General features: G+C 60.3%; 19 protein-coding genes. 6 read left to right on the forward strand and 13 right to left on the reverse strand.

Going from position 1 to position 23,203, the window contains the following annotated elements:
• Positions 1-169: 169 nt before the first annotated feature.
• From AC3Y64_RS11925 to AC3Y64_RS11955, 7 genes are all read right to left on the reverse strand, one after another.
• Positions 170-1,807 (reverse strand): BatD family protein, encoded by a 1,638-nt coding sequence (locus tag AC3Y64_RS11925; RefSeq protein WP_489987595.1) that lies wholly within the window; start codon positions 1,805-1,807, stop codon positions 170-172.
• Positions 1,804-3,540, reverse strand: a complete 1,737-nt coding sequence (locus AC3Y64_RS11930; protein ID WP_489987596.1) for a tetratricopeptide repeat protein — start codon at positions 3,538-3,540, stop codon at positions 1,804-1,806. The genes AC3Y64_RS11925 and AC3Y64_RS11930 overlap by 4 nt, the downstream gene beginning before the upstream one ends.
• Positions 3,537-4,616, reverse strand: coding sequence for a vWA domain-containing protein (locus AC3Y64_RS11935; RefSeq protein WP_158956038.1), 1,080 nt, complete (start codon positions 4,614-4,616; stop codon positions 3,537-3,539). The genes AC3Y64_RS11930 and AC3Y64_RS11935 overlap by 4 nt, the downstream gene beginning before the upstream one ends.
• A complete protein-coding gene (locus AC3Y64_RS11940; protein WP_489987597.1) occupies positions 4,609-5,106 on the reverse strand; it encodes a DUF4381 domain-containing protein in 498 nt (165 codons plus the stop codon). The genes AC3Y64_RS11935 and AC3Y64_RS11940 overlap by 8 nt, the downstream gene beginning before the upstream one ends.
• Positions 5,103-6,047 carry a DUF58 domain-containing protein gene (locus AC3Y64_RS11945; protein WP_489987598.1) on the reverse strand — a complete coding sequence of 315 codons (945 nt, stop codon included), beginning with the start codon at positions 6,045-6,047 and terminating at the stop codon, positions 5,103-5,105. The genes AC3Y64_RS11940 and AC3Y64_RS11945 overlap by 4 nt, the downstream gene beginning before the upstream one ends.
• A gap of 5 nt (positions 6,048-6,052) precedes the next feature.
• Positions 6,053-7,012 carry an AAA family ATPase gene (locus tag AC3Y64_RS11950; RefSeq protein WP_007913915.1) on the reverse strand — a complete coding sequence of 320 codons (960 nt, stop codon included), beginning with the start codon at positions 7,010-7,012 and terminating at the stop codon, positions 6,053-6,055.
• Between the two features lie 291 nt (positions 7,013-7,303).
• Positions 7,304-7,657, reverse strand: coding sequence for a hypothetical protein (locus AC3Y64_RS11955; RefSeq protein WP_489987599.1), 354 nt, complete (start codon positions 7,655-7,657; stop codon positions 7,304-7,306).
• A gap of 325 nt (positions 7,658-7,982) precedes the next feature.
• Here AC3Y64_RS11955 and AC3Y64_RS11960 point away from each other — a divergent pair, with 325 nt between their 5' ends.
• Both AC3Y64_RS11960 and AC3Y64_RS11965 read left to right on the forward strand, forming a co-directional pair.
• The gene (locus AC3Y64_RS11960) at positions 7,983-8,501 is read left to right on the forward strand and encodes a hypothetical protein (RefSeq protein ID WP_489987600.1); all 519 of its coding nucleotides are present in this window, start codon (positions 7,983-7,985) and stop codon (positions 8,499-8,501) included.
• 480 nt (positions 8,502-8,981) lie between these two features.
• Complete coding sequence (locus AC3Y64_RS11965; protein WP_489987601.1) at positions 8,982-13,877, forward strand: NAD-glutamate dehydrogenase; 4,896 nt, start codon at positions 8,982-8,984, stop codon at positions 13,875-13,877.
• Positions 13,878-14,046: 169 nt separating this feature from the next.
• On the opposite strand, the gene AC3Y64_RS11970 is transcribed toward AC3Y64_RS11965, so the two are convergent.
• The 4 genes from AC3Y64_RS11970 to pdxR all read right to left on the reverse strand — a co-directional run bounded on the left by AC3Y64_RS11970 (position 14,047) and on the right by pdxR (position 17,469).
• Positions 14,047-14,760 carry an ATPase gene (locus tag AC3Y64_RS11970; RefSeq protein ID WP_489987602.1) on the reverse strand — a complete coding sequence of 238 codons (714 nt, stop codon included), beginning with the start codon at positions 14,758-14,760 and terminating at the stop codon, positions 14,047-14,049.
• Between the two features lie 229 nt (positions 14,761-14,989).
• Positions 14,990-15,394 (reverse strand): cupin domain-containing protein, encoded by a 405-nt coding sequence (locus AC3Y64_RS11975; RefSeq protein ID WP_489987603.1) that lies wholly within the window; start codon positions 15,392-15,394, stop codon positions 14,990-14,992.
• 224 nt (positions 15,395-15,618) lie between these two features.
• Positions 15,619-15,912: a putative quinol monooxygenase gene (locus AC3Y64_RS11980; RefSeq protein ID WP_489987604.1), complete on the reverse strand. Its 294-nt coding sequence runs from the start codon at positions 15,910-15,912 to the stop codon at positions 15,619-15,621.
• A gap of 123 nt (positions 15,913-16,035) precedes the next feature.
• A complete protein-coding gene (gene pdxR, locus AC3Y64_RS11985) occupies positions 16,036-17,469 on the reverse strand; it encodes a MocR-like pyridoxine biosynthesis transcription factor PdxR (protein WP_489987605.1) in 1,434 nt (477 codons plus the stop codon).
• 459 nt (positions 17,470-17,928) lie between these two features.
• Between pdxR and AC3Y64_RS11990 the strand changes: the two genes are divergently transcribed.
• Positions 17,929-18,369 carry a carboxymuconolactone decarboxylase family protein gene (locus AC3Y64_RS11990; protein WP_489987606.1) on the forward strand — a complete coding sequence of 147 codons (441 nt, stop codon included), beginning with the start codon at positions 17,929-17,931 and terminating at the stop codon, positions 18,367-18,369.
• Positions 18,370-18,493: 124 nt separating this feature from the next.
• Here the strand turns inward: AC3Y64_RS11990 and AC3Y64_RS11995 are convergent, their stop codons facing one another.
• The gene (locus AC3Y64_RS11995) at positions 18,494-18,808 is read right to left on the reverse strand and encodes a hypothetical protein (protein WP_489987607.1); all 315 of its coding nucleotides are present in this window, start codon (positions 18,806-18,808) and stop codon (positions 18,494-18,496) included.
• A gap of 207 nt (positions 18,809-19,015) precedes the next feature.
• On the opposite strand from AC3Y64_RS11995, the gene AC3Y64_RS12000 reads away from it, so the two are divergent.
• From AC3Y64_RS12000 to AC3Y64_RS12010, 3 genes are read left to right on the forward strand one after another with little or no spacing between them, the layout of a single operon-like run.
• The gene (locus AC3Y64_RS12000; RefSeq protein WP_158956015.1) at positions 19,016-19,681 is read left to right on the forward strand and encodes a secretin and TonB N-terminal domain-containing protein; all 666 of its coding nucleotides are present in this window, start codon (positions 19,016-19,018) and stop codon (positions 19,679-19,681) included.
• The gene (locus AC3Y64_RS12005) at positions 19,678-20,229 is read left to right on the forward strand and encodes an RNA polymerase sigma factor (RefSeq protein WP_158956013.1); all 552 of its coding nucleotides are present in this window, start codon (positions 19,678-19,680) and stop codon (positions 20,227-20,229) included. The genes AC3Y64_RS12000 and AC3Y64_RS12005 overlap by 4 nt, the downstream gene beginning before the upstream one ends.
• A 32-nt stretch (positions 20,230-20,261) precedes the next feature.
• Positions 20,262-21,200, forward strand: a complete 939-nt coding sequence (locus tag AC3Y64_RS12010) for a FecR family protein (RefSeq protein WP_489987608.1) — start codon at positions 20,262-20,264, stop codon at positions 21,198-21,200.
• A gap of 402 nt (positions 21,201-21,602) precedes the next feature.
• On the opposite strand, the gene AC3Y64_RS12015 is transcribed toward AC3Y64_RS12010, so the two are convergent.
• A protein-coding gene (locus tag AC3Y64_RS12015) for an IS3 family transposase (RefSeq protein ID WP_489984471.1) occupies positions 21,603-22,786 on the reverse strand; the annotation gives its coding sequence in 2 pieces (ribosomal slippage) (positions 21,603-22,522 and positions 22,522-22,786; 1,185 coding nt in all).
• Between the last annotated feature and the right edge of the window lie 417 nt (positions 22,787-23,203).

Here is a 23,203-nt window from a genome sequence, read left to right on the forward strand (position 1 = left end):
CTGGAAATGACAGGTAAACTTTAAATCTGCGCATCAATCTGCGTGCCGTCGATTGCCTTCAGTCTTTTTTAATCTTTAGCAAAATCAAAAGATCGCAGCCTTCGGCAGCTCCTACACGGGGAATACACTCCCCTGTAGGAGCTGCCGAAGGCTGCGATCTTTTGATCTGTTACTTCGGATAAAGCGGCGGCAAGCCGCTATCGCCCACCGGATCCTGCACGCGCTCCAAGGCCGGAATCGTACGGATCGCTCGCCACAAATCTTCACCTTGCCAATGCTGGCCGGTTTCGCTGTACAGCGCACCGTTGAGCCCGTCGAGGGCATCTGACAGCGGCACAAACCGCGCCGCCATGTCCGCCAGGGTTTCCGGCTGTTGACGTGCCCACGCGTCCAGCGCCTGTCGTGTCGCTTGCGGGTCGTTGGCCTGACTCGCGCGTTTGATGTCGTCCATCAAGGTGCGCGGGCTCGGGCCGGTTTGGGCGGCGCGATGCACCGCCGGTTGCCAGCGCGCGCGCCACCACAGGCCGAAGCCGAGCAGGGTGGTGCAGGCGAAGATCAGCGTGCTGAGTTTCCACCACCACAACACATCGTTATCGACGACGCTCGGTTGCAGATTGCCGGCCGGGGTGTCGACCTGCAGGCTCGGATTGTTGGCCACTTGCAGCGTGCGCGCCGGCAGGCTGCTGTGCTCCAGGTGGTCTTCGAAGGTGTTCCACCAGACCACATCCACCGTCGGCAAATCGATGGCGCCGCTACGGCTCGGCACCAGGGCTTCGCGTTCTTCGCGGCTGCCGACGATGCCCCGGTCAGTGCTCTGGTTGTTCAGCACGGGTTGGTCGGGGTAGCGGCGCAGGCCGTTGACGTCGGTGGCGGGCAGGGCGGGCAGTTGCGAGGCGGCGAGGCCTTCGACTTTCAATGTCAGGCTGCGGGTCAGCGAGTCGCCGACCTGGGTGTGCTCCGGTTCCGGGTTCCAGCTCTCGCTCAGGGTCAGACTGCGCGCCGGCAGCCACGGCGCATCGGCGGGATAGGTCAGCGGTTTGGGTTTGACCGTCAGCGACATCTGCGCCGAGCTGACGCGCATCAGTTTGCCGGGTTTCGGCCCCTGCGCGGCGGCGTCCTGCGCCGGCTGAGTGTCGACTAGCGTGGCACTGAATGTCTGTGGCGCGATGTTGAGCAAGCCGCTGTGCTGCGGATAGATCGCATAACGCATCTCGATGACGCCGTGGCGCACACCCTTGATGTCTTTTTCATAGGTGCGGGTGTCGCCGAGCTGCTCAATGCGCGCATCGGCCATTTGCAACGGGGTCAGGCTGCTGTCGTCGTACAGCGAAACCGAGTGATAGATGCGCAGGGTCAGGATGGCCTGGGCCTGCACGTAGACGCTGGTCTGATCGAGGCTGGCTTCGATGAACACCGGATCAAGGCTGTTCTTGTCTTCGCGGGCATCGCTTTCGACCACTTGCACAGTGATCGGCTCACTTTGCGCGTCGCCCAGTTGCAGCGGCGCAATCACCACGCTGCCGGTCTCTTTCGGCAGCAGGGTGACGATCCAGCGCGTGGTCGCGCGGTTGTCACCATTGAGCGTGTTCAACTGGTTGACCTGCCGCGTGCCACGCACTTCGAACAGCGGCTCCAGCGGTGTCAGGTCAGGTTTGCCGAACTGGGTGACGTCGCTTGTTTCGAGAGTGAGCTCGACCGTCTCGCCGGAGTTGAGGCGACTGCGATCCACGCTGGCGGTCAGCTCGGCCGCCTGAGCGGTGGCCGTGCAGAGCAACAGGGGCAGCAAGAGAGCGGTGAAGCGGGTCATCGAGTGTTTTCCTGATCCTGATGTTGTTGCTGTTCGTACCAGAATTTGCGTCGCAGCAATTCGCCCGGATCGTCCGGGATCTTGCCCAGCCATTGTTCCAGTGCCTGCCGTTGTTCGCCTTCGAGGTTGTCCTCAGTGGGGCGCAGGGTGGGCACGGTGTCGGTTTCCTCTTCCTCGTCGCTGCCCGGAATTTCATTGGGGCCCGGTTGCGGCGGCGTGGTCGGTGGCGGTTCGTTGGCCGGTTCGGCGGGCTGCGTGTCGCCCTGAGCTTCACTTTTCACTGCGGGCGGTGGCGTGGTCGCCGGTGGCGGCTCATCGCCGGGCAAGCTTTGCTCGGTCGGTTTCTGTTCCGGCTCAGCGGGCGGCGGCGTGTGTTTCTGTTTCAGCAGGTTTTCCACCAGGGCCTTGTTGGTCTGTGCCGGGCGCAGATCCGGTTGCAGTTCCAGCGCCTGCTCGTAGGCATCGATGGCGGCGTCCAGCTCACCGCTTTTTGCCAAAGCGTTGCCACGATTGTAGTGGGCGCGGGCGTCACTGCCTTCGGCAAAGCGCTGGGCGGCGCCACTGTAGTCGCCGGCCTCGTACAACGCCACCCCTTGCCATTGATGATCGTCAAAATGCGCCGCCGCTTCGGCCGGGCGTTTCTGTTTGAGCAGATGCAGGCCTTGTTGATCGGGGCGCAGCCACAGGTCTTCGAAGTCGAAAGCGTAGCTCGGCTGCGGCAGGCAGAACAGTAATGGCAGGCAAAACAGCCAGCCACGTCGGCCGGCGCAGGCGGCGAGCAGCAACAGCGGCAACAGCAGCCAGTAACCCTGATCGGCCCAGGTATCGAGGCGCACGGTCTGACCGTCGTCACGCAGGCTGCGCGGGCCATTGAGCAGGCCGAGTGCGCCGAGGTCAGCTTCGTCCAGTCGTGCCGGGTGGTATTCGCCGCCGATGCTGTTAAGAAACGCCGCGAGGCCCGGACTGTCGAGTTGCGGCACGCGGATCGCACCTTGCTCATCCTTGAGGAAACTGCCGTCCTCTTGGGCAATCGGCGCGCCTTCGGCGGTGCCGATGCCGAGCATCAACAGTTGTGCGGATTCACCGCTGAGCGCGCGGCGAATGCCTTGGCGTTCCTGTTCATCAAGCGACGAACCGATCAACAGAATCCGCCCCTGACCGAGCGCGCCTTGTTTGAGCAAGGCCAGCGCTTTGATCACGGCCAGATCGGCACGATGGCCGCTCTCCGGCATCAGCGACGGTTTGAGTGCGTCGAGCAAGTTGCGACTGGTCGCCAGATCATCCGACAGCGGCACCAGTGTGTGCGCGCTGCCGGCGTAAACGACGATGGCGGTCTGCGCATCGCTGCGTGCCTGCAACAGATCGAAGAGCTTGCGCCGCGCCTGCTCCAGTCGCGTCGGCGGCGAGTCGGTGGCGAGCATTTCCGGGGTCAGTTCGAGCACCACCACAAGAGGGTCGGCGGGTTTCTGGCTGGTCTGTTCGACACGCTCCCAGCTCGGCCCAAGCAGCGCGAGAATCGTCAGCAGCCACGCAGCGCCGAGGGCGATCCACGGCAGTTTGCTGTCGCGACCATTACCGCCGCTGAGCAAGGCAGCATGAAACGCCGGCGGCAGAATCATCTGCCAGCGTCCGGCGCGTTTCTGCCGATGCCAGAGCTGCCAGATCAGCCAGCCGAGCAGCGGCAACAGCAGCAACCACCAAGGACGGAACCAGTGCGGCCAGAGCGCGATCATCGACGCCTCCGCAAACGCAGGCGTTTCAAACGATCACGCCAGTCGGGCAGCGGACTTTGCAGATACAGCTCCTTGGTGAACAGGCGTTGCAACGGGTTGTCCGGCCACAGTTCGCGGGCCACCAGCAACAGGCTCAGCCACAAGGACAGCGCCAGAGGCCAGTGATACAAGGCTTGCGCTGGGCGGGCCTGAGTCGGTTGCTGGGTCACCGGCTCGAGTTGATCGAGGGTGTCCTTGATCGCCTGCAGTTCTTTGCCGTCGTGGGCGCGGAAATACTGGCCACCGGTGACTTCGGCGATGGCTTTGAGCGCCGGTTCGTCGAGATCCAGGCTCGGATTGACGCCAAGCAGGCCGGTCGAACCGCTGTCTTCAGGATTGGCGCCGATGCCGATCGGGTAGATCTTCACGCCTTCGCTGGCGGCCAGTTTCGCGGCGGTCAGCGGATCGATTTCGCCGCCATTGTTGGCGCCGTCGGTGACCAGAATCAGCACGCGGCTTTGCGCTGGGCGCATGCGCAGGCGTTTCAGGCCCAGACCAATGGCGTCACCGATAGCGGTGTTCTTGCCGGCAATGCCGATGCGCGCTTCATCCAGCCAGACCCGCACGGTGCGGCGGTCAAAGGTCAGCGGTGCTTGCAGGTAGGCCTGGCTGCCGAACAGGATCAGGCCGACGCGGTCGCCGTCACGGCTTTCAAGGAAATCGCCGAGCAAATGCTGCACCAGCGCGAGGCGGCTGACTTCTTCGTCCTGCCACTGCATGTCGGGGAAATCCATCGAGCCGGAAACGTCCACGGCCACCAGCAGATCACGGCCACTGGCGGCAATCGGCAGCGGTTCGCCGAGCCATTGCGGGCGGGCGGCGGCGGTCAACAGCAACAACCACAGAAGCATGAACGGTGCTTGTTGGCGCCACGCCGGCAGGTTGGCGCGGGCGCGACGGCGGGCGAGGCCTTCGAGATCGGAAAGGAAGCTGACTTTCAGCGCCGGCTCGCCGCTGTCGGCCACTGGCAGCACCAGGCGCATCAGCCACGGCAATGGCAACAGCGCAAAGATCCACGGCCAGGCGAACTCAAACATGTTTGCGAATCCACGTGTCGACGGCTTGAGTCAGGCCAGCGATGGCCTTGTCGTCGAGTTTGCATTCCGGTTTGTACGCGCCTTCGACCAGCACCATCCAGCGCGTCAGGCCCGCGGCCGGGCAGCGGTTATCGAGGAACGCCAGCCATTTGCGGCCATTGAGTGTGTGGCTCTGGCTGTAGGGATAGTGGTTGCGGCACAGGCGTTTGAGCAGGCCGTTGAGTTGTTGCAGCCAGGCACCAGCCGGCGCGCCGTCGTAGGGTTTGGGCATTTGCGCCAGTTCCGCGAGGGCGGCAATGCGCACCGGATCCAGCGGTTGCTCGGCGCGGATGATCGGGCGTTTCTTCATCGGAATAAAGCGCCGCAGCCGCCACACCGCGTAACCGAGCAGCGGCAGCAACAGAAGCAGCAGCCACCAACCCGGGGCCGGTGGCCAGAAGGCAATCGGTGGCGGCGAGATCAGTGGCTGCAGTTGTTCGAGGCCGTTCATCGACCTTTCCCCGGACGCTGCGGATTGAGGAATTCGCGCATCTGCTCAACCATTTCACTTTGCGTACTCAGCGGCATCAGCAGTACCCGCAGCTTTTGCGCGAGCAATTCCCAGCGGGCGATACGCGCTTCGGCCTGCGCGCGGTAGGTCTGGCGCAGGTCGAAGTTCAGCGTGTCGAGTTCAAGCTGCGCACCACGCTCGGCAAATCTGAGCAGGCCGGCAGCGGGGAGGGCGTGATCCAGCGGATCGGAAATCGGCAGCATCAGCAGGTCGCAATGGCGCGACAGCAAGCTCAACTGTTGCTCGGCGCTGTCGGACAACGCGCGCTCATCGCAAATCACGATGGCCAGACTGCCCGGACGCAGCACTTCCCGGGCTCGGCGCAGGGCTACGCCAAACGCATCGCGATCCGGTTCGCGCTCGCTGTGCAGCGATTGATTGACTTTGACCAAGCGGTTGAGCAGTTGCAGCAGGCTCTGTTTGCTGCGCCGTGGCTTGATTTCGTAGTGCTCGTTGTCGCCGAACACCAGCCCGCCGACCCGGTCGTTGTGACCGAGCGCGGCCCAGCCGATCAGCGCTGCGACTTGCGCCGCGAGTACCGATTTGAACATCAGCCCGGAACCGAAAAACAGTCGTGTGCTCTGCTCGACCATGATGAAAATCGGCCGCTCGCGTTCTTCATGGAACAGTTTGGTGTGCGGCTCCTGGGTGCGTGCGGTGACGCGCCAGTCGATGGTGCGCACGTCGTCGCCCGCCTGATAAACGCGCACCTGATCGAAGTCGACGCCACGGCCACGGAATTTCGAGTGGTGCAGGCCGATCAGCGGGCTGCGCTGGCTCGGCGTGGAAAACAGCTGCACTTCGCGCACGCGGTGGCGCATCTCGATCAGCTCGGCGAGGCTGATGCGGATGCCCGGTTCGGATGGCAGAGGGGCGTTCATGGGGGTCAAGCGACGGCTACGACGTCGAGAATCCGCTGCACCACGCGATCCTGATCGATGCCAGCGGCTTCGGCTTCAAACGACAAAATGATGCGGTGGCGCAACACATCGAACAGCACCGCTTGAATGTCTTCCGGGCTGACAAAGTCGCGACCGGCCAGCCATGCATGGGCACGGGCGCAGCGGTCGAGAGCAATCGAGCCGCGCGGGCTGGCGCCGTAGGCGATCCACTCGGCCATTTCCGGGTCGAACTTGGCCGGGTTGCGCGTGGCCATGACCAGTTGCACCAGGTATTCCTCCACGGCATCGGCCATGTACAGACCGAGGATTTCCTTGCGCGCGGCGAAGATGGCCTGCTGGCTGACCCGGCGCTCGGGCTTGGTCTCACCGTTCAGCGCTTCGCCACGGGCCTGCTGGAGGATGCGGCGTTCGACGGCGGCATCGGGGAAACCGATTTTCACGTGCATCAGGAAGCGGTCGAGTTGCGCTTCCGGCAGCGGGTAGGTGCCTTCCTGCTCGATCGGGTTTTGCGTGGCCATCACCAGAAACAGCGGCGACAACTCATAGGTACTGCGACCGACACTGACCTGACGTTCGGCCATGGCTTCGAGCAGTGCCGATTGCACCTTGGCCGGGGCGCGGTTGATTTCGTCCGCCAGTACCAGGTTGTGAAAGATCGGCCCTTGCTGGAACACGAAACTGCCGGTTTCCGGGCGATAGATCTCGGTGCCGGTGATGTCGGCAGGCAACAGGTCAGGGGTGAACTGGATGCGATGGAACTGGGCTTCGATGCCCTCGGCGAGTTCTTTGATCGCTTTGGTCTTGGCCAGACCCGGAGCGCCCTCGACCAGCATATGGCCGTCGGCGAGCAGGGCGATGAGCAAACGCTCGATGAGTTTTTCCTGGCCGAGAATCTGCGTTGAAAGAAAGGTTCGCAGCGCCAGCAGCGCTTCACGATGTTCCATCGGTGACTGTTCCTGGAAAGGGGTGGCCACAGGCGTTCGGATAACGCCGGGGCTGGGGGCGTTACTTTAATCCATCGCAGGGGGTGGCGACTAACGGCATTTTGCGCAAAGTGCGGGAAATGACTGGGGGAATTGTTGGATTTTTGTAGCCGGGGAGTATTGAAGTGGCAGTTCTGGCCTCATCGCTGGCAAGCCAGCTCCCACAGTGATCGAGGTGTTGCACAAATCGCATGCACGACGCTGAAACCTGTGGGAGCTGGCTTGCCAGCGATGAGGCCAGTCCGGACACCATCAAACCTCGTTAATGAACGTGCCAGTCCCGTCAAGGATATTCTTGAGGGTCTCAACAACCTCATCCATATCCACCATCTCCGGGTTAAAGCTGATTTCCAGCACATCATCACCATTCAACGCATCAGCATCCGCCGCCGCAATTTCGATCTTCAGCAGAGTCGAGGTCAGGGTGACTTTTACGCCGTCGAGGGTCGACGGCTCGCCATCCAGCGTGATCTCCAGCTCATCCTCGTCCGGGTAGCGGCTCATCAGGAACATGTCGCCCTTGTCGCTGTGGCAGCAGAGCATGGCCATGTTGTCTTCTTCGTCATCGCACGGGTTGACGATGAGTAGGGCGGTGGTCATTTGCATGGGGGATTCCTGTCTCGACGGGCGTGTTGGTCGCAATTGGGCAGGATTTTGCCAGCCTGGAAGAATTTCTGCTCCTACATCTTGGCGGCCGTTGTTTAGCCTTGGTTACGCGTATCGGAAGAATTGAACAAAACAGGAGTATTCCGAAGGCGCGATCCACTGCTGCTGTATGAAAAATCCGACAACCGTGTAGGTGAGTGGATGCGGAGTCGCTTTCCTGCTGTTATCAAAGAAAATGGCTTGTTTTCGCGATATTTCTGGAACTATTTTTACAATCCGACGCAAAGGAGTGCGCAGACAAAACCCGAGAACAAGGAGTTTTCAATTGAATCAGCATTTCGAGCGCAAAGACGAAATTCGGCATCTCAGCGAGGCGCAAATCGAGCAGATCTACAAGCGCTATCTGCACGGCGAAAAAAGCGCCGACCTGATGGCCGAATTCCAGATTCCCGCGACCGTGCGCAGTTTGTTGCAGGTGCTGCCGCCGATTGTCAGTCCAGAGCTGACGTGTCCTTACTGCTGCCAACCGATGTGGGTTCGTCGACATGCCAGGGGAACGCCGGCCGCGTCGCGCAAACCTTATCAATGCGTCAGTTGCGAGCATCAATACCGGCCTCCCGGCCCCGGGCGGCGCACACCGTGCACGTGCAGCGCGTGCAACAGTGTCCGGCAATTGCAGGCCGCGGCTCGGGCAGAACGCCTGTCCGACCTTTCGCAGGTGTTTTGCCGGGAGTGCGACTCTCCCAATATCGACGTCAGCATGAACAAACAGACGTTGCGGACGTCGTGCTACGACTGCGCCACCATCAGCAAATTCAGAGCCTACGAAGAGTTGCCCGACTGATCCGCGTCAATCGCCGGTGCTGAACCCAATGCCACGCTCAGGGTCGATTAAACGTCCCTGGGCGTTTTCGTTTATGGATATGTAGCGTCGCGTAGGCTGTTTCTGGCACGAAAGTCCCGTCAAACCGGGCACTCGGGCCGTCATTTTTCCTCATGGCTGCTAGTGTTTATCGTTGCACAGGCCTTTGTTTACGTGCCAATGACCGAATATGTCGCAGCACCGCAAGCAGACACATTGTCGCACCCTTTAAGCTGCGCAACGGATGAGCACCCGTAAAGGCATTGTCGGCAACCCTGACAGTCGCTTTTGCAGATGCTCATTCAATGGAAGGTGAATGTGACCTCAGTGTCTCGTCCAGCTTCACCCACCTGTCTCCCTGTTTCCTCTGCCCGAGAATCAGGAACAGGGCGACACAAGCCCCGAAAGGGGTGTTGCACGCGACGCTTTCCATCAATAACAAGCTTAAGCGGAGTACCACAGATGGCGTTCTTCACCGCAGCCAGCAAAGCCGACTTCCAGCACCAACTGCAAGCGGCACTGGCGCAGCACATCAGTGAACAGGCACTGCCACAAGTGGCGCTGTTCGCTGAACAATTCTTCGGCATTATTTCTCTGGACGAGCTGACTCAACGTCGCCTCTCCGACCTCGCTGGCTGTACTCTTTCCGCGTGGCGCCTGCTTGAGCGCTTCGATCACGCGCAACCGCAAGTGCGCGTCTACAACCCTGATTACGAGCGTCATGGCTGGCAGTCGACCCACACTGCGGTCGAAGTTCTGCACCATGACCTGCCATTCCTCGTCGACTCGGTTCGTACCGAACTGAACCGTCGCGGCTACAGCATCCACACCCTGCAAACCACCGTGCTCAGCGTGCGCCGTGGCAGCAAGGGCGAGCTGCTGGAAATCCTGCCGAAGGGCAGCACCGGCGAAGGCGTTCTGCACGAATCGCTGATGTACCTGGAAATCGACCGCTGCGCCAACGCGGCCGAACTGAATGTGCTGAGCAAAGAGCTGGAACAGGTTCTCGGTGAAGTCCGCGTCGCGGTCGCCGATTTCGAGCCGATGAAAGCCAAGGTGCAGGACATCCTCACCCAGCTCGACAACAGTGCATTTGCCATTGATGCCGACGAAAAGAACGAGATCAAAAGCTTCCTGGAATGGCTGGTGGGCAACCACTTCACCTTCCTCGGCTACGAAGAATTCGTGGTTACCGATCAGGCCGATGGCGGCCACATCGAGTACGACCAGAACTCCTTCCTCGGCCTGACCAAACTGCTGCGCACCGGCCTGACCTACGAAGACCTGCGCATCGAAGACTACGCCGTTGCCTACCTGCGCGAACCGACTTTGCTGTCGTTCGCCAAGGCTGCGCACCCGAGCCGTGTCCACCGTCCGGCTTACCCGGATTACGTGTCGATCCGCGAAATCGACGCCGACGGCAAAGTCATCAAGGAACACCGTTTCATGGGCCTGTACACCTCCTCGGTGTATGGCGAGAGCGTGCGGGTCATCCCGTTCATCCGCCGCAAGGTCGAAGAAATCGAAACCCGTTCCGGCTTCCAGTCCAAGGCTCACCTGGGCAAGGAACTGGCGCAGGTCCTTGAAGTACTGCCGCGTGATGACCTGTTCCAGACCCCGGTCGACGAACTGTTCACCACCGTGATGTCGATCGTGCAGATCCAGGAACGCAACAAGATCCGCGTGTTCCTGCGCAAAGACCCGTACGGTCGTTTCTGCTACTGCCTGGCCTACGTGCCGCGCGACATCTATTCCACCGAAGTTCGCCAGAAGATCCAGCAAGTGCTGATGGAGCGCCTGAAGGCCTCCGATTGCGAGTTCTGGACGTTCTTCTCCGAATCGGTACTGGCGCGCGTGCAGTTGATCCTGCGTGTCGACCCGAAAAACCGTCTCGACATCGACCCGGTGCTGCTGGAAAAAGAAGTCGTGCAAGCCTGCCGCAGCTGGCAGGACGATTACGCCGCACTGACCGTCGAAAGCTTCGGCGAAGCCCACGGCACCAACGTGCTGGCGGATTTCCCGAAAGGCTTCCCGGCCGGCTACCGCGAGCGTTTCGCTGCACATTCGGCCGTGGTCGACATGCAGCACCTGCTGAGCCTCAACGAAAAAAATCCGCTGGTGATGAGCTTCTATCAGCCGCTCGGTCAGGTCTCCGGCCAGCGCGAGCTGCATTGCAAGCTGTACCACGCCGACACGCCGCTGGCGCTGTCCGACGTGCTGCCGATTCTGGAAAACCTCGGCCTGCGTGTACTGGGTGAATTCCCGTATCGCCTGCGTCACACCAATGGCCGCGAGTTCTGGATTCATGACTTCGCGTTCACCGCCGCTGAAGGTCTGGACCTCGACATCCAGCAACTCAACGACACCCTGCAGGACGCGTTCGTCCACATCGTTCGTGGCGACGCCGAGAACGATGCGTTCAACCGTCTGGTGCTGACCGCCGGCCTGCCATGGCGCGACGTGGCGCTGCTGCGTGCTTACGCGCGTTACCTGAAGCAGATTCGTCTGGGCTTCGACCTCGGTTACATCGCCAGCACCCTGAACAACCACACCGACATCGCTCGCGAGCTGACCCGGTTGTTCAAGACCCGCTTCTATCTGGCACGCAAGCTGAGCGACGAAGATCTGGAAGACAAGCAACAGCGTCTGGAACAGGCGATTCTGACCGCACTGGACGACGTCCAGGTGCTCAACGAAGACCGCATCCTGCGTCGTTACCTCGACCTGATCAAAGCCACCCTGCGGACCAACTTCTATCAGACTGATGCCAACGGCCAGAACAAGTCGTACTTCAGCTTCAAGTTCAACCCGCACGCGATCCCTGAACTGCCGAAGCCAGTGCCGAAGTTTGAAATCTTCGTCTACTCGCCACGCGTTGAAGGCGTGCACCTGCGCTTCGGTAACGTCGCTCGTGGTGGTCTGCGCTGGTCCGACCGTGAAGAAGACTTCCGTACCGAAGTCCTCGGCCTGGTAAAAGCCCAGCAAGTGAAGAATTCGGTCATCGTGCCAGTCGGCGCGAAGGGCGGCTTCCTGCCGCGTCGCCTGCCACTGGGCGGCAGCCGTGACGAGATCGCGGCCGAGGGCATCGCCTGCTACCGCATCTTCATTTCCGGTCTGTTGGACATCACCGACAACCTGAAAGACGGCGCACTGGTGCCGCCATTGAACGTGGTTCGCCACGACGATGACGACCCGTACCTGGTAGTGGCAGCGGACAAGGGCACTGCAACCTTCTCCGACATCGCCAACGGCATCGCCATCGACTACGGCTTCTGGCTGGGTGACGCGTTTGCGTCCGGTGGTTCGGCCGGTTACGACCACAAGAAAATGGGCATCACCGCCAAAGGCGCGTGGGTCGGCGTACAACGTCACTTCCGCGAGCGCGGCATCAATGTTCAGGAAGACAGCATCACCGTAGTGGGCGTCGGCGACATGGCCGGTGACGTGTTCGGTAACGGCCTGTTGATGTCCGACAAGCTGCAACTGGTCGCAGCCTTCAACCACTTGCACATCTTCATCGATCCAAACCCGAACCCGGCGACCAGTTTTGTCGAGCGTCAGCGCATGTTCGACCTGCCGCGTTCGGCCTGGACCGACTACGACACCAGCATCATGTCCGAAGGTGGCGGCATCTTCTCGCGCAGCGCTAAGAGCATCGCGATTTCCCCGCAGATGCAGGAACGTTTCGACATCAAGGCTGACAAGCTGACCCCGACCGAACTGCTGAACGCCTTGCTCAAGGCACCAGTGGATCTGCTCTGGAACGGCGGTATCGGTACTTACGTCAAGGCCAGCACCGAGAGCCACGCCGACGTCGGCGACAAGGCCAACGACGCCCTGCGCGTGAACGGCAACGAGCTGCGCTGCAAAGTCGTGGGCGAGGGCGGTAACCTCGGCATGACTCAACTGGGTCGTGTCGAATTCGGTCTGAATGGCGGCGGTTCCAACACCGACTTCATCGACAACGCCGGTGGCGTGGACTGCTCCGACCACGAAGTGAACATCAAGATCCTGCTGAACGAAGTGGTTCAGGCCGGTGACATGACCGACAAGCAACGCAACCAGTTGCTGGCGAGCATGACCGACGAAGTCGGCAATCTGGTGCTGGGCAACAACTACAAGCAGACTCAGGCCCTGTCCCTGGCGGCGCGTCGTGCTTATGCGCGCATCGCTGAGTACAAGCGTCTGATGGGCGATCTGGAAGGCCGTGGCAAGCTGGACCGTGCCATCGAGTTCTTGCCGACCGAAGAGCAGATCAACGAGCGCATTGCCGAAGGCCACGGTCTGACCCGTCCTGAGCTGTCGGTGCTGATTTCGTACAGCAAGATCGACCTCAAAGAGCAGCTGCTGGGCTCCTTGGTGCCGGACGACGATTACCTGACCCGCGACATGGAAACGGCGTTCCCGCCGAGCCTGGTCAGCAAGTTCTCCGAAGCCATGCGTCGTCACCGTCTGAAGCGCGAGATCGTCAGCACCCAGATCGCCAACGACCTGGTCAACCACATGGGCATCACCTTCGTTCAACGACTCAAAGAGTCGACCGGCATGAGCCCGGCGAACGTGGCCGGCGCTTATGTGATCGTGCGCGACATCTTCCACCTCCCGCACTGGTTCCGTCAGATCGAAGCGCTGGACTACCAAGTCAGCGCTGACGTACAGCTGGAACTGATGGACGAACTGATGCGCCTGGGCCGTCGCGCTACGCGCTGGTTCCTGCGTGCCCGTCGCAACGAGCAGAACGCTGCCCGTGACGTCGCGCATTTCGGTCCGCACCTGAAAGAGCTGGGTCTGAAACTCGACGAACTGCTGAGCGGCGAAATCCGTGAAAACTGGCAGGCGCGCTATCAGGCTTACGTCGAAGCCGGCGTGCCGGAATTGCTGGCGCGTATGGTGGCGGGCACCTCGCACCTGTACACGCTGCTGCCGATCATCGAAGCTTCCGACGTGACTGGCCAGAACCCTGCCGAAGTGGCCAAGGCCTACTTCGCCGTGGGCAGTGCGCTGGACATCACCTGGTACCTGCAACAGATCAGCGCGCTGCCGGTTGAAAACAACTGGCAGGCCCTGGCCCGTGAAGCGTTCCGTGACGATGTCGACTGGCAGCAACGTGCGATCACCATCTCCGTCCTGCAACAGGGCGACGGCACTCAGGACGTGGAAGCACGTCTGGCGCTGTGGATGGAACAGCACGAAAGCATGATCTCGCGCTGGCGCGCCATGCTGGTGGAAATCCGTGCGGCAAGCGGCACGGACTACGCCATGTATGCGGTGGCCAACCGTGAACTGCTGGACCTGGCGTTGAGCGGGCAAGCGGTAGTGCCTGCTGTGACTGCGAATGCCGAGCTTGAATTGGCCTAAGTAGTCGCTGAATGAAAAAGCCCCGGTGTCGTGAGATGCCGGGGCTTTTTTATGTCTGAGGTTTTTTGCTGGCTGTTATGGCCTCATCGCTGGCAAGCCAGCTCCCACAAGGATCGGGTGCACCACGATACCTGTGGGAGCTGGCTTGCCAGCGATGAGGCCCTTACATTCAAAACAACTTCTGACCTTGTTTGTTATCAAGCATCGACACTTTATCCGCAGGCCTTGCCACTAAATTGTTGAGCGATTGGTCAAACTTCTGCAGCGCCCGAACTTGCACATCCTGCTGCTGATTAATATCCGCAACAATCTCTTCCGAACGTTTGAAGTCCGCCCACACCGGCGTCAATTCCCGTGCATCCGAACCTTTCGCCGTACCGATATAGTTCAACTGCGCATCATAAAAATCGGCACTGACATCGGCCTTGATATCGGAGCTGCGCGAGGTGATCAATTGGCTGTGAGTGTCGATGATCGCCGTCACGTCCGGTCTGGCCGCACGCAGGCTTTGCATATCTGGATACACCGTCACCGAGCCGAACTGGCGTTGCAGCGAAGCATTCACCCATTCCACGGCCATGTCCGGTTTCGAACTGGCGACGTAGGCGTCGTGGATCGGCTGCACTAGCAGGCTCTGGCCGAAACCGGTGCCGGCGTTGACCTGATAGTCGCGCAGGTATTCGCGGTTGGTCTGGGTGCTGGGGCTGTAGACCACGCCGAGCGATACGCCGGGACCGCTTTTTACAAGGGTGGCGCTGCTGCGGCCGGTTGGATGAGGCAAGAGAATATCGAGAGAGGAGACGGCTGTTGGCGCCGTCGGTACTGAACAGGCCGAGAGGGTTAGAACCGATATCGCCAATACACTGGTGAGTGCAAGTTTCATGGTGTTTCTCCGGTGAAACAACATCAGTCGGAAAGTTTGAATTGCCGCCAATTGACGACAGTTAATTCAGACTAACCCTGCGCAGCGGTCATTAACCTGACAATTTGCTGTCTTGTTTGGTGTTGGATAGTTTTATTTGCAGTAACCGGAGTCGGTTAATTACGCGGGGAAATAAAAAGGCGCAAATCGATGATTTGCGCCTTTTTATTTATGGCTGGTGAAACATCCATCAGTTTTTCAGCGGGATCAGCACTTGTTCATCGGGCGACAGCACCATGAACACCAACAACTTGGCCGGTTTGGTTTGGCTGGCGTTTTTCGAGACCAAATGTTCTGAGCCGGCGGGTTCGTACCAGAACTGACCCTTTTTGTAGGTGATCGCCTGTTCGCCTTTGACCTGAGAAATGATTTCGCCTTCGAGCACGTAAGCCATCGCGGTGCCGTCGTGTTTGTGGGCGATGGAGGACTGGCCAGGTTTGTAGTCGACCTCGATCATCATGGCTTTTTTGCCCGGAGCGTTTTTCAGCATCTGGTCCTGGAGGACAGTGATTTTTTCCGAGGGGTCGTGGGCAAAGGCAGCTGGGATGCAGAGGCTGAAGGTGAGGGCGGCGGCGAGCAATGACAGAGCTTTCATGGCGGGTTACCTGTGATGATTGAGGGTGCAATCACAGTAGTCCGCGCGGTTGCGCATTCAAACGGCCAATATTCGGGAAGATCAGGTGACCAATTGGAAGTTATTCAGCGTGTTTGAGTACGCCATCGCTGGCAAGCCAGGCTCCCACAGGGTTCAGCGTCGTTCGATAATTTAATGAACGACACAAAACCTGTGGGAGCTGGCTTGCCAGCGATGGCGCCAGATCAGACGATGGGAAAGCTGTTGAAGTCCACACTGTTGGCCAACCGGCTATCAATCAAATCAATAAATCCCTGCGCCTCGGGCCGGTTGAAATGCGCCTGCATCGCCGCTTCCGACTGCCAGCGTGCACTGACCGTCCAGCGGTGGCTGTCCTCGGGGCAGCGGTCGACCAGGTAGGAATCGCAGCCCGGCGTTTCGCGCAGGGTTTCGACGATCTTCTGCAGTTGCCTGCCCAGTTCCTCCGAGCGGCCCGTGGCAGCCTGCACCTGTACCGTATTGATCACTTCGTTGGACATTGCTCACACTCCTGAATCAGGCCGGACGAATCCTGCTCACTGAGGGATAACGCCTGTGCAGAATAGGCCTGCACCCCCGGAACACCAATAACCAATCGGCGGTTAAATCTTTAGGCCAATCATTCAGGCAACTTGTTGCAGGATGTCGCGCAGACGATCCAGCGCTATATCGATGTCGAGGGTTTCGATGGCGCCGAAGCCGAAATACAAACCGTCCTTGGCCGGCTGCTGATAATAGAAGCCGTTGATCGAGTACAAACCAACTTCGACCTTCTTCGCCAACTCGATCAGCAGCGGCAGGTCGATCGGCACCTTGCAAAACACCGCCATGTGAAATCCGGCGCTGGCCGGCACGGCTTGCAGCCACGGCGACAGGTCGGTTGCCATCCGCGCCAGAATCCGCTCGCGGCGCTGCGCGTAAATCGCGTGGCAGCGGCGGATATGCTTGAGCAGGCAACCCTCGGCGATGAACTTGGCCAGCGCCCACTGCGGCAGGGTCGAGGCGTGCAGATCGGTGAGCTGTTTGGCGCGAATCACCGCTTCAATGATCGCCGGCGGCAGGATTCCATAGCCCAGGCGCAGCTCGGGCAGCAGGGTCTTGGAGAAGGTGCCGACGTACGCGACGATACCGCGTTGATCGAGGTTGTACAGCGAATCGGTCGGTCGGCCTTCGTAGCGGAATTCGCTGTCGTAATCGTCCTCGATGATGATCGCGCCCAGCTCATGGGCGCGGGCCAGCAAGGCTTCGCGGCGTGCGTGGCTCATCGGCATGCCCAGCGGAAACTGGTGCGATGGCGTCACATAAATCAGGCGCGTGCCGTCGGGAATGTGCTCGACCTGAATGCCCTCGGCATCCACCGGAATCCCGACCACCTCGGCGCCATGGGTGCCGAATAGCAGGCGCGCCGGCGGATAACCCGGATCTTCCATCGCCACCCGACTGCCGGGGCGAATCAGCACGCGGGCGATCAGGTCCAGCGCCTGTTGCGCGCCGTTGCACACGACGATGTCCTCGTCCTGACAATTGATCCCGCGAGAAAACGCGATGTGCCGGGCAATCGCATTGCGCAGCGCCGGCAGGCCTTCGGCCACACTGTAGAAACCTTTCGATTGGGTCATCTGGCGCATCGCGTGGGACACGCAACGCCGCCAGTCATCCTGCGGGAACTGGCCCTTGCTCGTGGCGCCGCCGATAAAGTCGTAGCGCAGCGAGCCTTCCAGGGTCGGGTGACGCAGGAACACCGGCAGATTGCGCCAGCTCTCGATCACTTCGGCACCGGCCAGTTCGGTGTGGCTTTGCTTGCGCTGGATCTGCGCCGGGCGCGCATTGACGTAGGTGCCTTTGCCGATCACGCCGGTGAGGAAATTCTCGTAGGTGAGTTGCGCGTAGGTGTCGGAAATGGTCTTGCGTGAGATCCCCAGTTGCTCGGCGAGCAAGCGGCTTGGCGGCAATTGCGTGCCAGCGGCCAGGCGCCCGCTTTCGATGGCCCCGCGCAGTTGCTGATACAACTGACCGGCAAGATCCTTGCGGCCGTTGATCACGACATGAAGTTCCATACCGACGAGGCTCCCAAGGCTGTTTGGCGTGCCCGCCAGATTACCGCTGTTGCGCGATCGGCAATAGTTGCGTGGAATAAATATCCGAAATTGGCGCAAACCCCCTGTGGGCGCTAGCCCTGCTAGCGATGGCGTCGGCACATCCGACATAGCGTTGACTGACACACCGTCATCGCTAGCAGGGCTAGCTCCCACAGGGTTTTGTGTTTGGCAGGGAGATTATTGGTGTGGCGGTTTTTCGTGGGATTTGATCGTTCCCACGCTCCGCGTGGTAACGCCTCCCGTGACGCTCTGCGTCACAGTGGACGCGGAGCGTCCATGGCTGCATTCCCACGCGGAGCGTTGGAACGATCAGTTAGCGGGGTGAGTGGTGTGGTGGCTTTTCGTGGGATTGGGGCTGTAATGCGTCGGCACCGGCGTTTACGGTGAACTCATTATTCCGTCTACCGAGACCTGCCCATGTCCCCGCGTCTGGATTACTACAACGCGTCGCCCAAGGCGATGAAAGCGATGATTGCCATGGAGGCGCTGACCAGCAATCTCAGCATCGAGCAGCCGCTGCTGCAGCTGATCCGTGTCCGCGCCTCGCAGCTCAACGGCTGTGCGTTTTGCACCGATATGCATTCGGTCGATGCGCGGCGGGCCGGGGAGAGTGACCGGCGCTTGTATGCCATTGCAGTGTGGCGCGACAGCAACTTCTTCAATCCCCGCGAACGTGCGGCGCTGGGCTGGGCCGAGGCCGTGACGTTGTTGGCGGAGAGCCGCGTGCCCGATGACGTTTACGAGCAAGCGCGTGAGCAATTCAGCGAAGGGGAACTGGTTGATTTGACCATGGCCGTCAGCGCCATCAACAGCTGGAATCGGTTGGCGGTGAGCTTTCGCCAAACGCCAAGCGATTGAGCCCCCCATGATCGTTCCCACGCTCCGCGTGGGAATGCCTCAACGGACGCTCTGCGTTCGGCTTTGGAGGGGACGCAGAGCGTCCCGGGCTGCATTCCCGCGCGGAGCGTGGGAACGATCAAAATCATTGCGGCGGCCGTTGCGGTTTCACCGAGGTGCCAAAGGTATTGCCCATCCGCGTACTGGTCGCCGCCGGTGTCGCCAGCCCAACCTGATTCGGCGGACGTTTATGCACCGGCACATTCAACGCCTCCTGATTTTTCTCGGCAGCCGCTGCACCGTCAGGGTTATTGCCCATCTGCTGACTCAGGCAATCGTAATTCGGCGCCTTGTAAGCGCCCACCGTCACGTCCACACACCCCAGCGGCTGCTCGGCGTGCGCGCTCGCGAACAGCGTCAGCAGCATCCCGCCCAAGGTCAATTTCCACAGTGTTTTCATGCAGGCCTCCTGGCCGGCCCGAAGGGGCCGCGCTATGCCTTGAGTCTAGTGCAAGCCGTGCGCAATTCCCGTGATGGTTTTTTTGCACCGGCCGTCACACCAGATTCATAAACAGCCCTCAGGATGACGATTTCCAAGGATTCGTCAGCCGTGCAGCGAGGCAATTCCACGGACGGTTTTCAGCGTTCAACGAGGCTTGTGCGCCGGATGTGTCTGGGGTGGCTGCTCGGCTGTGCGGCGAGCCAAGCCATGGCCGACGCGGTGCCGGCAGACTTGCGCATGACGCTGCACATTCCGGCACAGGATCTGGCCCGGGCACTGGATCAGTACAGCCGCGCCACCGGCGTTGCGGTGCTGGTCGACAGTCAGTTGAGTCGCGGCAGACGCTCGCTCGCGGTGGACGGCGAGTTCACCGCTGCCGATGCCCTGCGCCGGTTACTCGGTGGCAGCGGCTTGATGGCGCGTTATGCGCGCAACGACGCGTTCACCCTGCAAGTCGCGCAGGTCGAAGACGTGCCGACGCCGACGCAAAAGCAGTCGCCGGAAAGCGCAGCCGTCAGCCGCAGTTACGCCACCGCCGTGCAAGCGGCGATCGAGCAGAACCTGTGCCGCTCGCCGCTGACCCGTCCGGGCAGTTATCGGGCGGTGTTGCAGGTCTGGGTCGGCCGCGACGGCGTGGTGCAGCACAACCGGTTGGTCACTTCGACCGGTGATGTACGGCGCGACACCGCGCTGGTGGAAAGTTTTCGCAATCTCAAAATCGAGCGGCCGACGCCCAGCGCCTTGCGTCAGCCGGTCACGTTGCTGTTGTTACCGGAGTCGTCAGGGAAACGCATGGAATGCACGAAATGGGAAGGAGTTTCCGGGGGATGAAAGACACCGGACAAGGCTCGATGAGTCAATTGTTCCTGACGTCCTACGAGGACTTTCGGGTGCGTTTGCGCAGGCGTCTGGGCTCAGAGGATCTGGCCAACGACGTGCTGCACGAAACCTGGCTGCGGGTCGACCGCATGGAGACGCCGCCCAATCTGCTGCGGCCCAACGCCTACCTGTATCGCATCGCCCTCAACATCGCCGCCGACCGGCGCCAGGCCGACGCACGCCTGCTCACCGGCAGCGAGGTCGAAGAACTGCTGCAAATCAGCGACGAGGCGCAGGACCCAGCGCGGGTCGTCGGCGGGCAGAAGGAAATCCAGTCATTGCTCAGCGCCCTCTACGAACTGCCGGCACGGCGTCGGCGGATCTTCATTGCTGCGCGCTTGGAGGAGGCGCCACACCTGGAGATTTCCCAGCGTTTCGGCATTTCCACGCGCATGGTCGAGAAGGAAATCAAAGCCGCGTTGGGCTATTGCGCGGCGAAACTGGAAAGAAAAGTGTTTCAGCGGTTCGGTCGCGGGGCCGGAAAACCGTCTTCAGAGTAGTGTCCCGATTAATCCGTTGAGAATCTGCGCGTTTGAACATCTTTCGACTGAGACCTGCCGAACCATCGGCCAGCGAAAATCTGCACAGCGAAGCCCGCGACTGGCTGATCCTGCTGACGTCGGGCCGCGCCACCGTGGCCGACGCTCGTGCATTACGCGAGTGGTGTGCGCAGAGTAACGAACACGCCCGGGCATTCGAAGACGCCAAGGTCCTGTGGCAGCACCTGAAGCCTGCGGCTGAGGCGTTGCAGGCACCTCGCGGCTTTGGCCGGCGCGCATTTCTTGGCGGCGCGATTGCCGCGTCGGCAGCATTTTTTGTGGTACGCGGCACGATTCCCGGTGGCTTCGAAGGGTTGGGCGCCGATTACATCACCGAAGTCGGCCAGCAGCGGCGCATCGAGCCAGCGGACGGCGTGAGGCTGGAGCTCAACACCCAGACACGGATCAACCAGCGTGCCGTCGACGAAGGCGTCCAAGGCTTTGAATTGGTCAGCGGCGAAGTCGAAGTGCAGACCTCACGTTTGCCTCTGGCGATGCAGGCGGGAGGAGGGTGGTTGCGTGCCAGTCAGGGGCGTTTCAACCTGCGCAATACCGATCAACAGGTGTGCGTGACGTGCCTCGATGGCGCGGTTGAAGTTGACGTCGAAGGGCGTAGCTTGCGCCTGCAACCGGGGCAGCAATTGACCTACGACGCGCGGCAGGTTGGCAATGTGCAAACTGTCGATACCGCTGCCGTGGTGAGCTGGCGTCAGCAAATCCTGGTATTCAACGGCGCAACCCTCAGCCAGATGATCGACGAGATCAACCGCTACCGCCCCGGCATGTTGCTGCTGCTCAACCGCGAACTCGGCCAACGCCGCGTCCAGGCCCGCTTCAGTCTTGACCAACTCGCCGGCGTCGCACTGCTGATTCGGGATGCCTACGGCGTCAAGTTCACTGAGCTGCCTGGCGGGGTCGTCGTCCTTAGTTAATCCATTCCCGCCAACACCACCAACGCCTGTGGGAGCGGGCTTGCCAGCGATTGCGGCCTACCATCCAGCAATTCTCTAACTGACTACATTCAATCCCACTGTAGGAGCTGCCGAAGGCTGCGATCTCTTGATCTTGGCTTTTTTGCGGGGATGACCGAGTACATATCCGTTGCTGCGGTAAAGGCTGCTTAGGGTTTCGCCCTTACGGCGACTCACTTTTTTTACAAACGCCTAGAAAAAAGTAAGCAAAAAAACGCTTGCTCCTACGTCCGGCCCGCTCGCTGAGGCTCGGGGTTCCTTCGCTCCGGGATCCATCCGGGCGCATCGCCTACGGTTTGCTTCGCTGCACCTCCTCTCGATGCATTTGGCTGCGCCAAACGGTCGCTGCGCTCCCTGCAGTGGTCAACTAATTCCGGACACCTCGATAGGTGGTTTTGACGCCATCGCCCGCTCATAGACGGTCGGTGGCAGATATCCCAGTTTCGAGTGAAGCCGTTCGTTGTTGTAATACCCAACGATGTACTCGGTGATGTCGCGGATCGCTTCGGTATGATTGGCATAGTCACGTCGCCATACCCGCTCCATTTTCAAGCTCAGGAAGAAGCGTTCCATCACCGCATTGTCCCAGCAATTACCTTTACGGCTCATGCTCTGCTGCATGTCGTTTCTTGCCAGTAAATCTCTGTAAGTTGCACTCGCGTATTGGCTGCCACGATCCGAGTGGGCAATCAGGCCTGGCGGCGGTTGGCGCTGTGCGATGGCCAGTTGCATCGCAGTGCACACCAGCTCTGCCGGCATGTTCGGAGCCATCGACCAGCCCACGATCTTGCGTGAAAACAAGTCCAACACCACGGCCAGATACAGCCAGCCACTGCGGGTGCGGATGTAGGTGATGTCTGCCACCCAAGCCTTGTTTGGCGCCGCCGGATCAAATTTTCGGCTCAGTACATTTTCGGCAATCGGCAGATCATGATTGCTATCGGTCGTGTGCACAAACTTGCGCTTCCAAGCCGAACGTAGCCCATTGGCACGCATCAAACGGCGGATTTTATACAGTCCAACAGACAGGCCTTTGCCGCGCAAAGCGTCGCGCAAGGGCCGGCTGCCGTAGCAGCCACCACTCTCGGCAAAAGACGCCTTGAGTTGCACAACGACAGGACAACTCTGCCGGACGGGCGCATCAGCACGCTTTTGCGACTCATAGAAGCCCGAGCGACTGATGCTCAGTAACCGACAGACATGTGTCACTGAATAGGCCTTCTGTTGCAGCTGCCGAACCAGTCGATACCTTACTTCAGCTCGCGGGCAAAGAAGGCCGTAGCCTTTTTTAAGATGTCGTTATCCATCTTGAGCTGGCGATTTTCCTGTTCCAATTGCCGGATGCGCTGTTGCTCTGCCGTCAATGGCTTGCCGATTCCGGCCTGCCCCAGTTGCTCTGCCTCGTACTGTTGAACCCAGCGTCGAACGGCTGTCTCACCAATGTTCAGATCTTGGCAAACCTGCATAACGGTTAGCCCCTGATCCTTGATCATCTTCACGACTTGCAGCTTGAAGCTGTCGTCGAATGCTCTGCGTTTTTTGGTCATGAATAACTCCTCGATAGATGTATTTTCCACCTATCGGGGTGTCCGGGGAAATTAGACCACTGCACCCACCCCCGGATGAATTCCTCCACTCAGCCTTCCGATGTCGCCCGTGAATCAAGATCAAGATCAAGATCAAGAGCTGCAGCCGAGCTAACGCTCATCCTGTTAAGTGGGGCGGCTTTGCCGCTTGGGTTGTACGCAAATTTAAAACTGTGGGAGCGAGCTTGCTCGCGAAGACGGCCCACCAGCCAACCAATCTCTACCAGACTGCATACGATCCACTGTAGGAGTGAGCCTGCTCGCGAAGGCGGCCCACCAGCCAACCAATCTCTATCAGACTGCATACGATCCACTGTAGGAGTGAGCCTGCTCGCGATGACGGCCTACCACGCAATCACCCTCCAACTGACCGCAACC

Source organism: Pseudomonas sp. 4CAES_32.4, assembly GCF_058136335.1.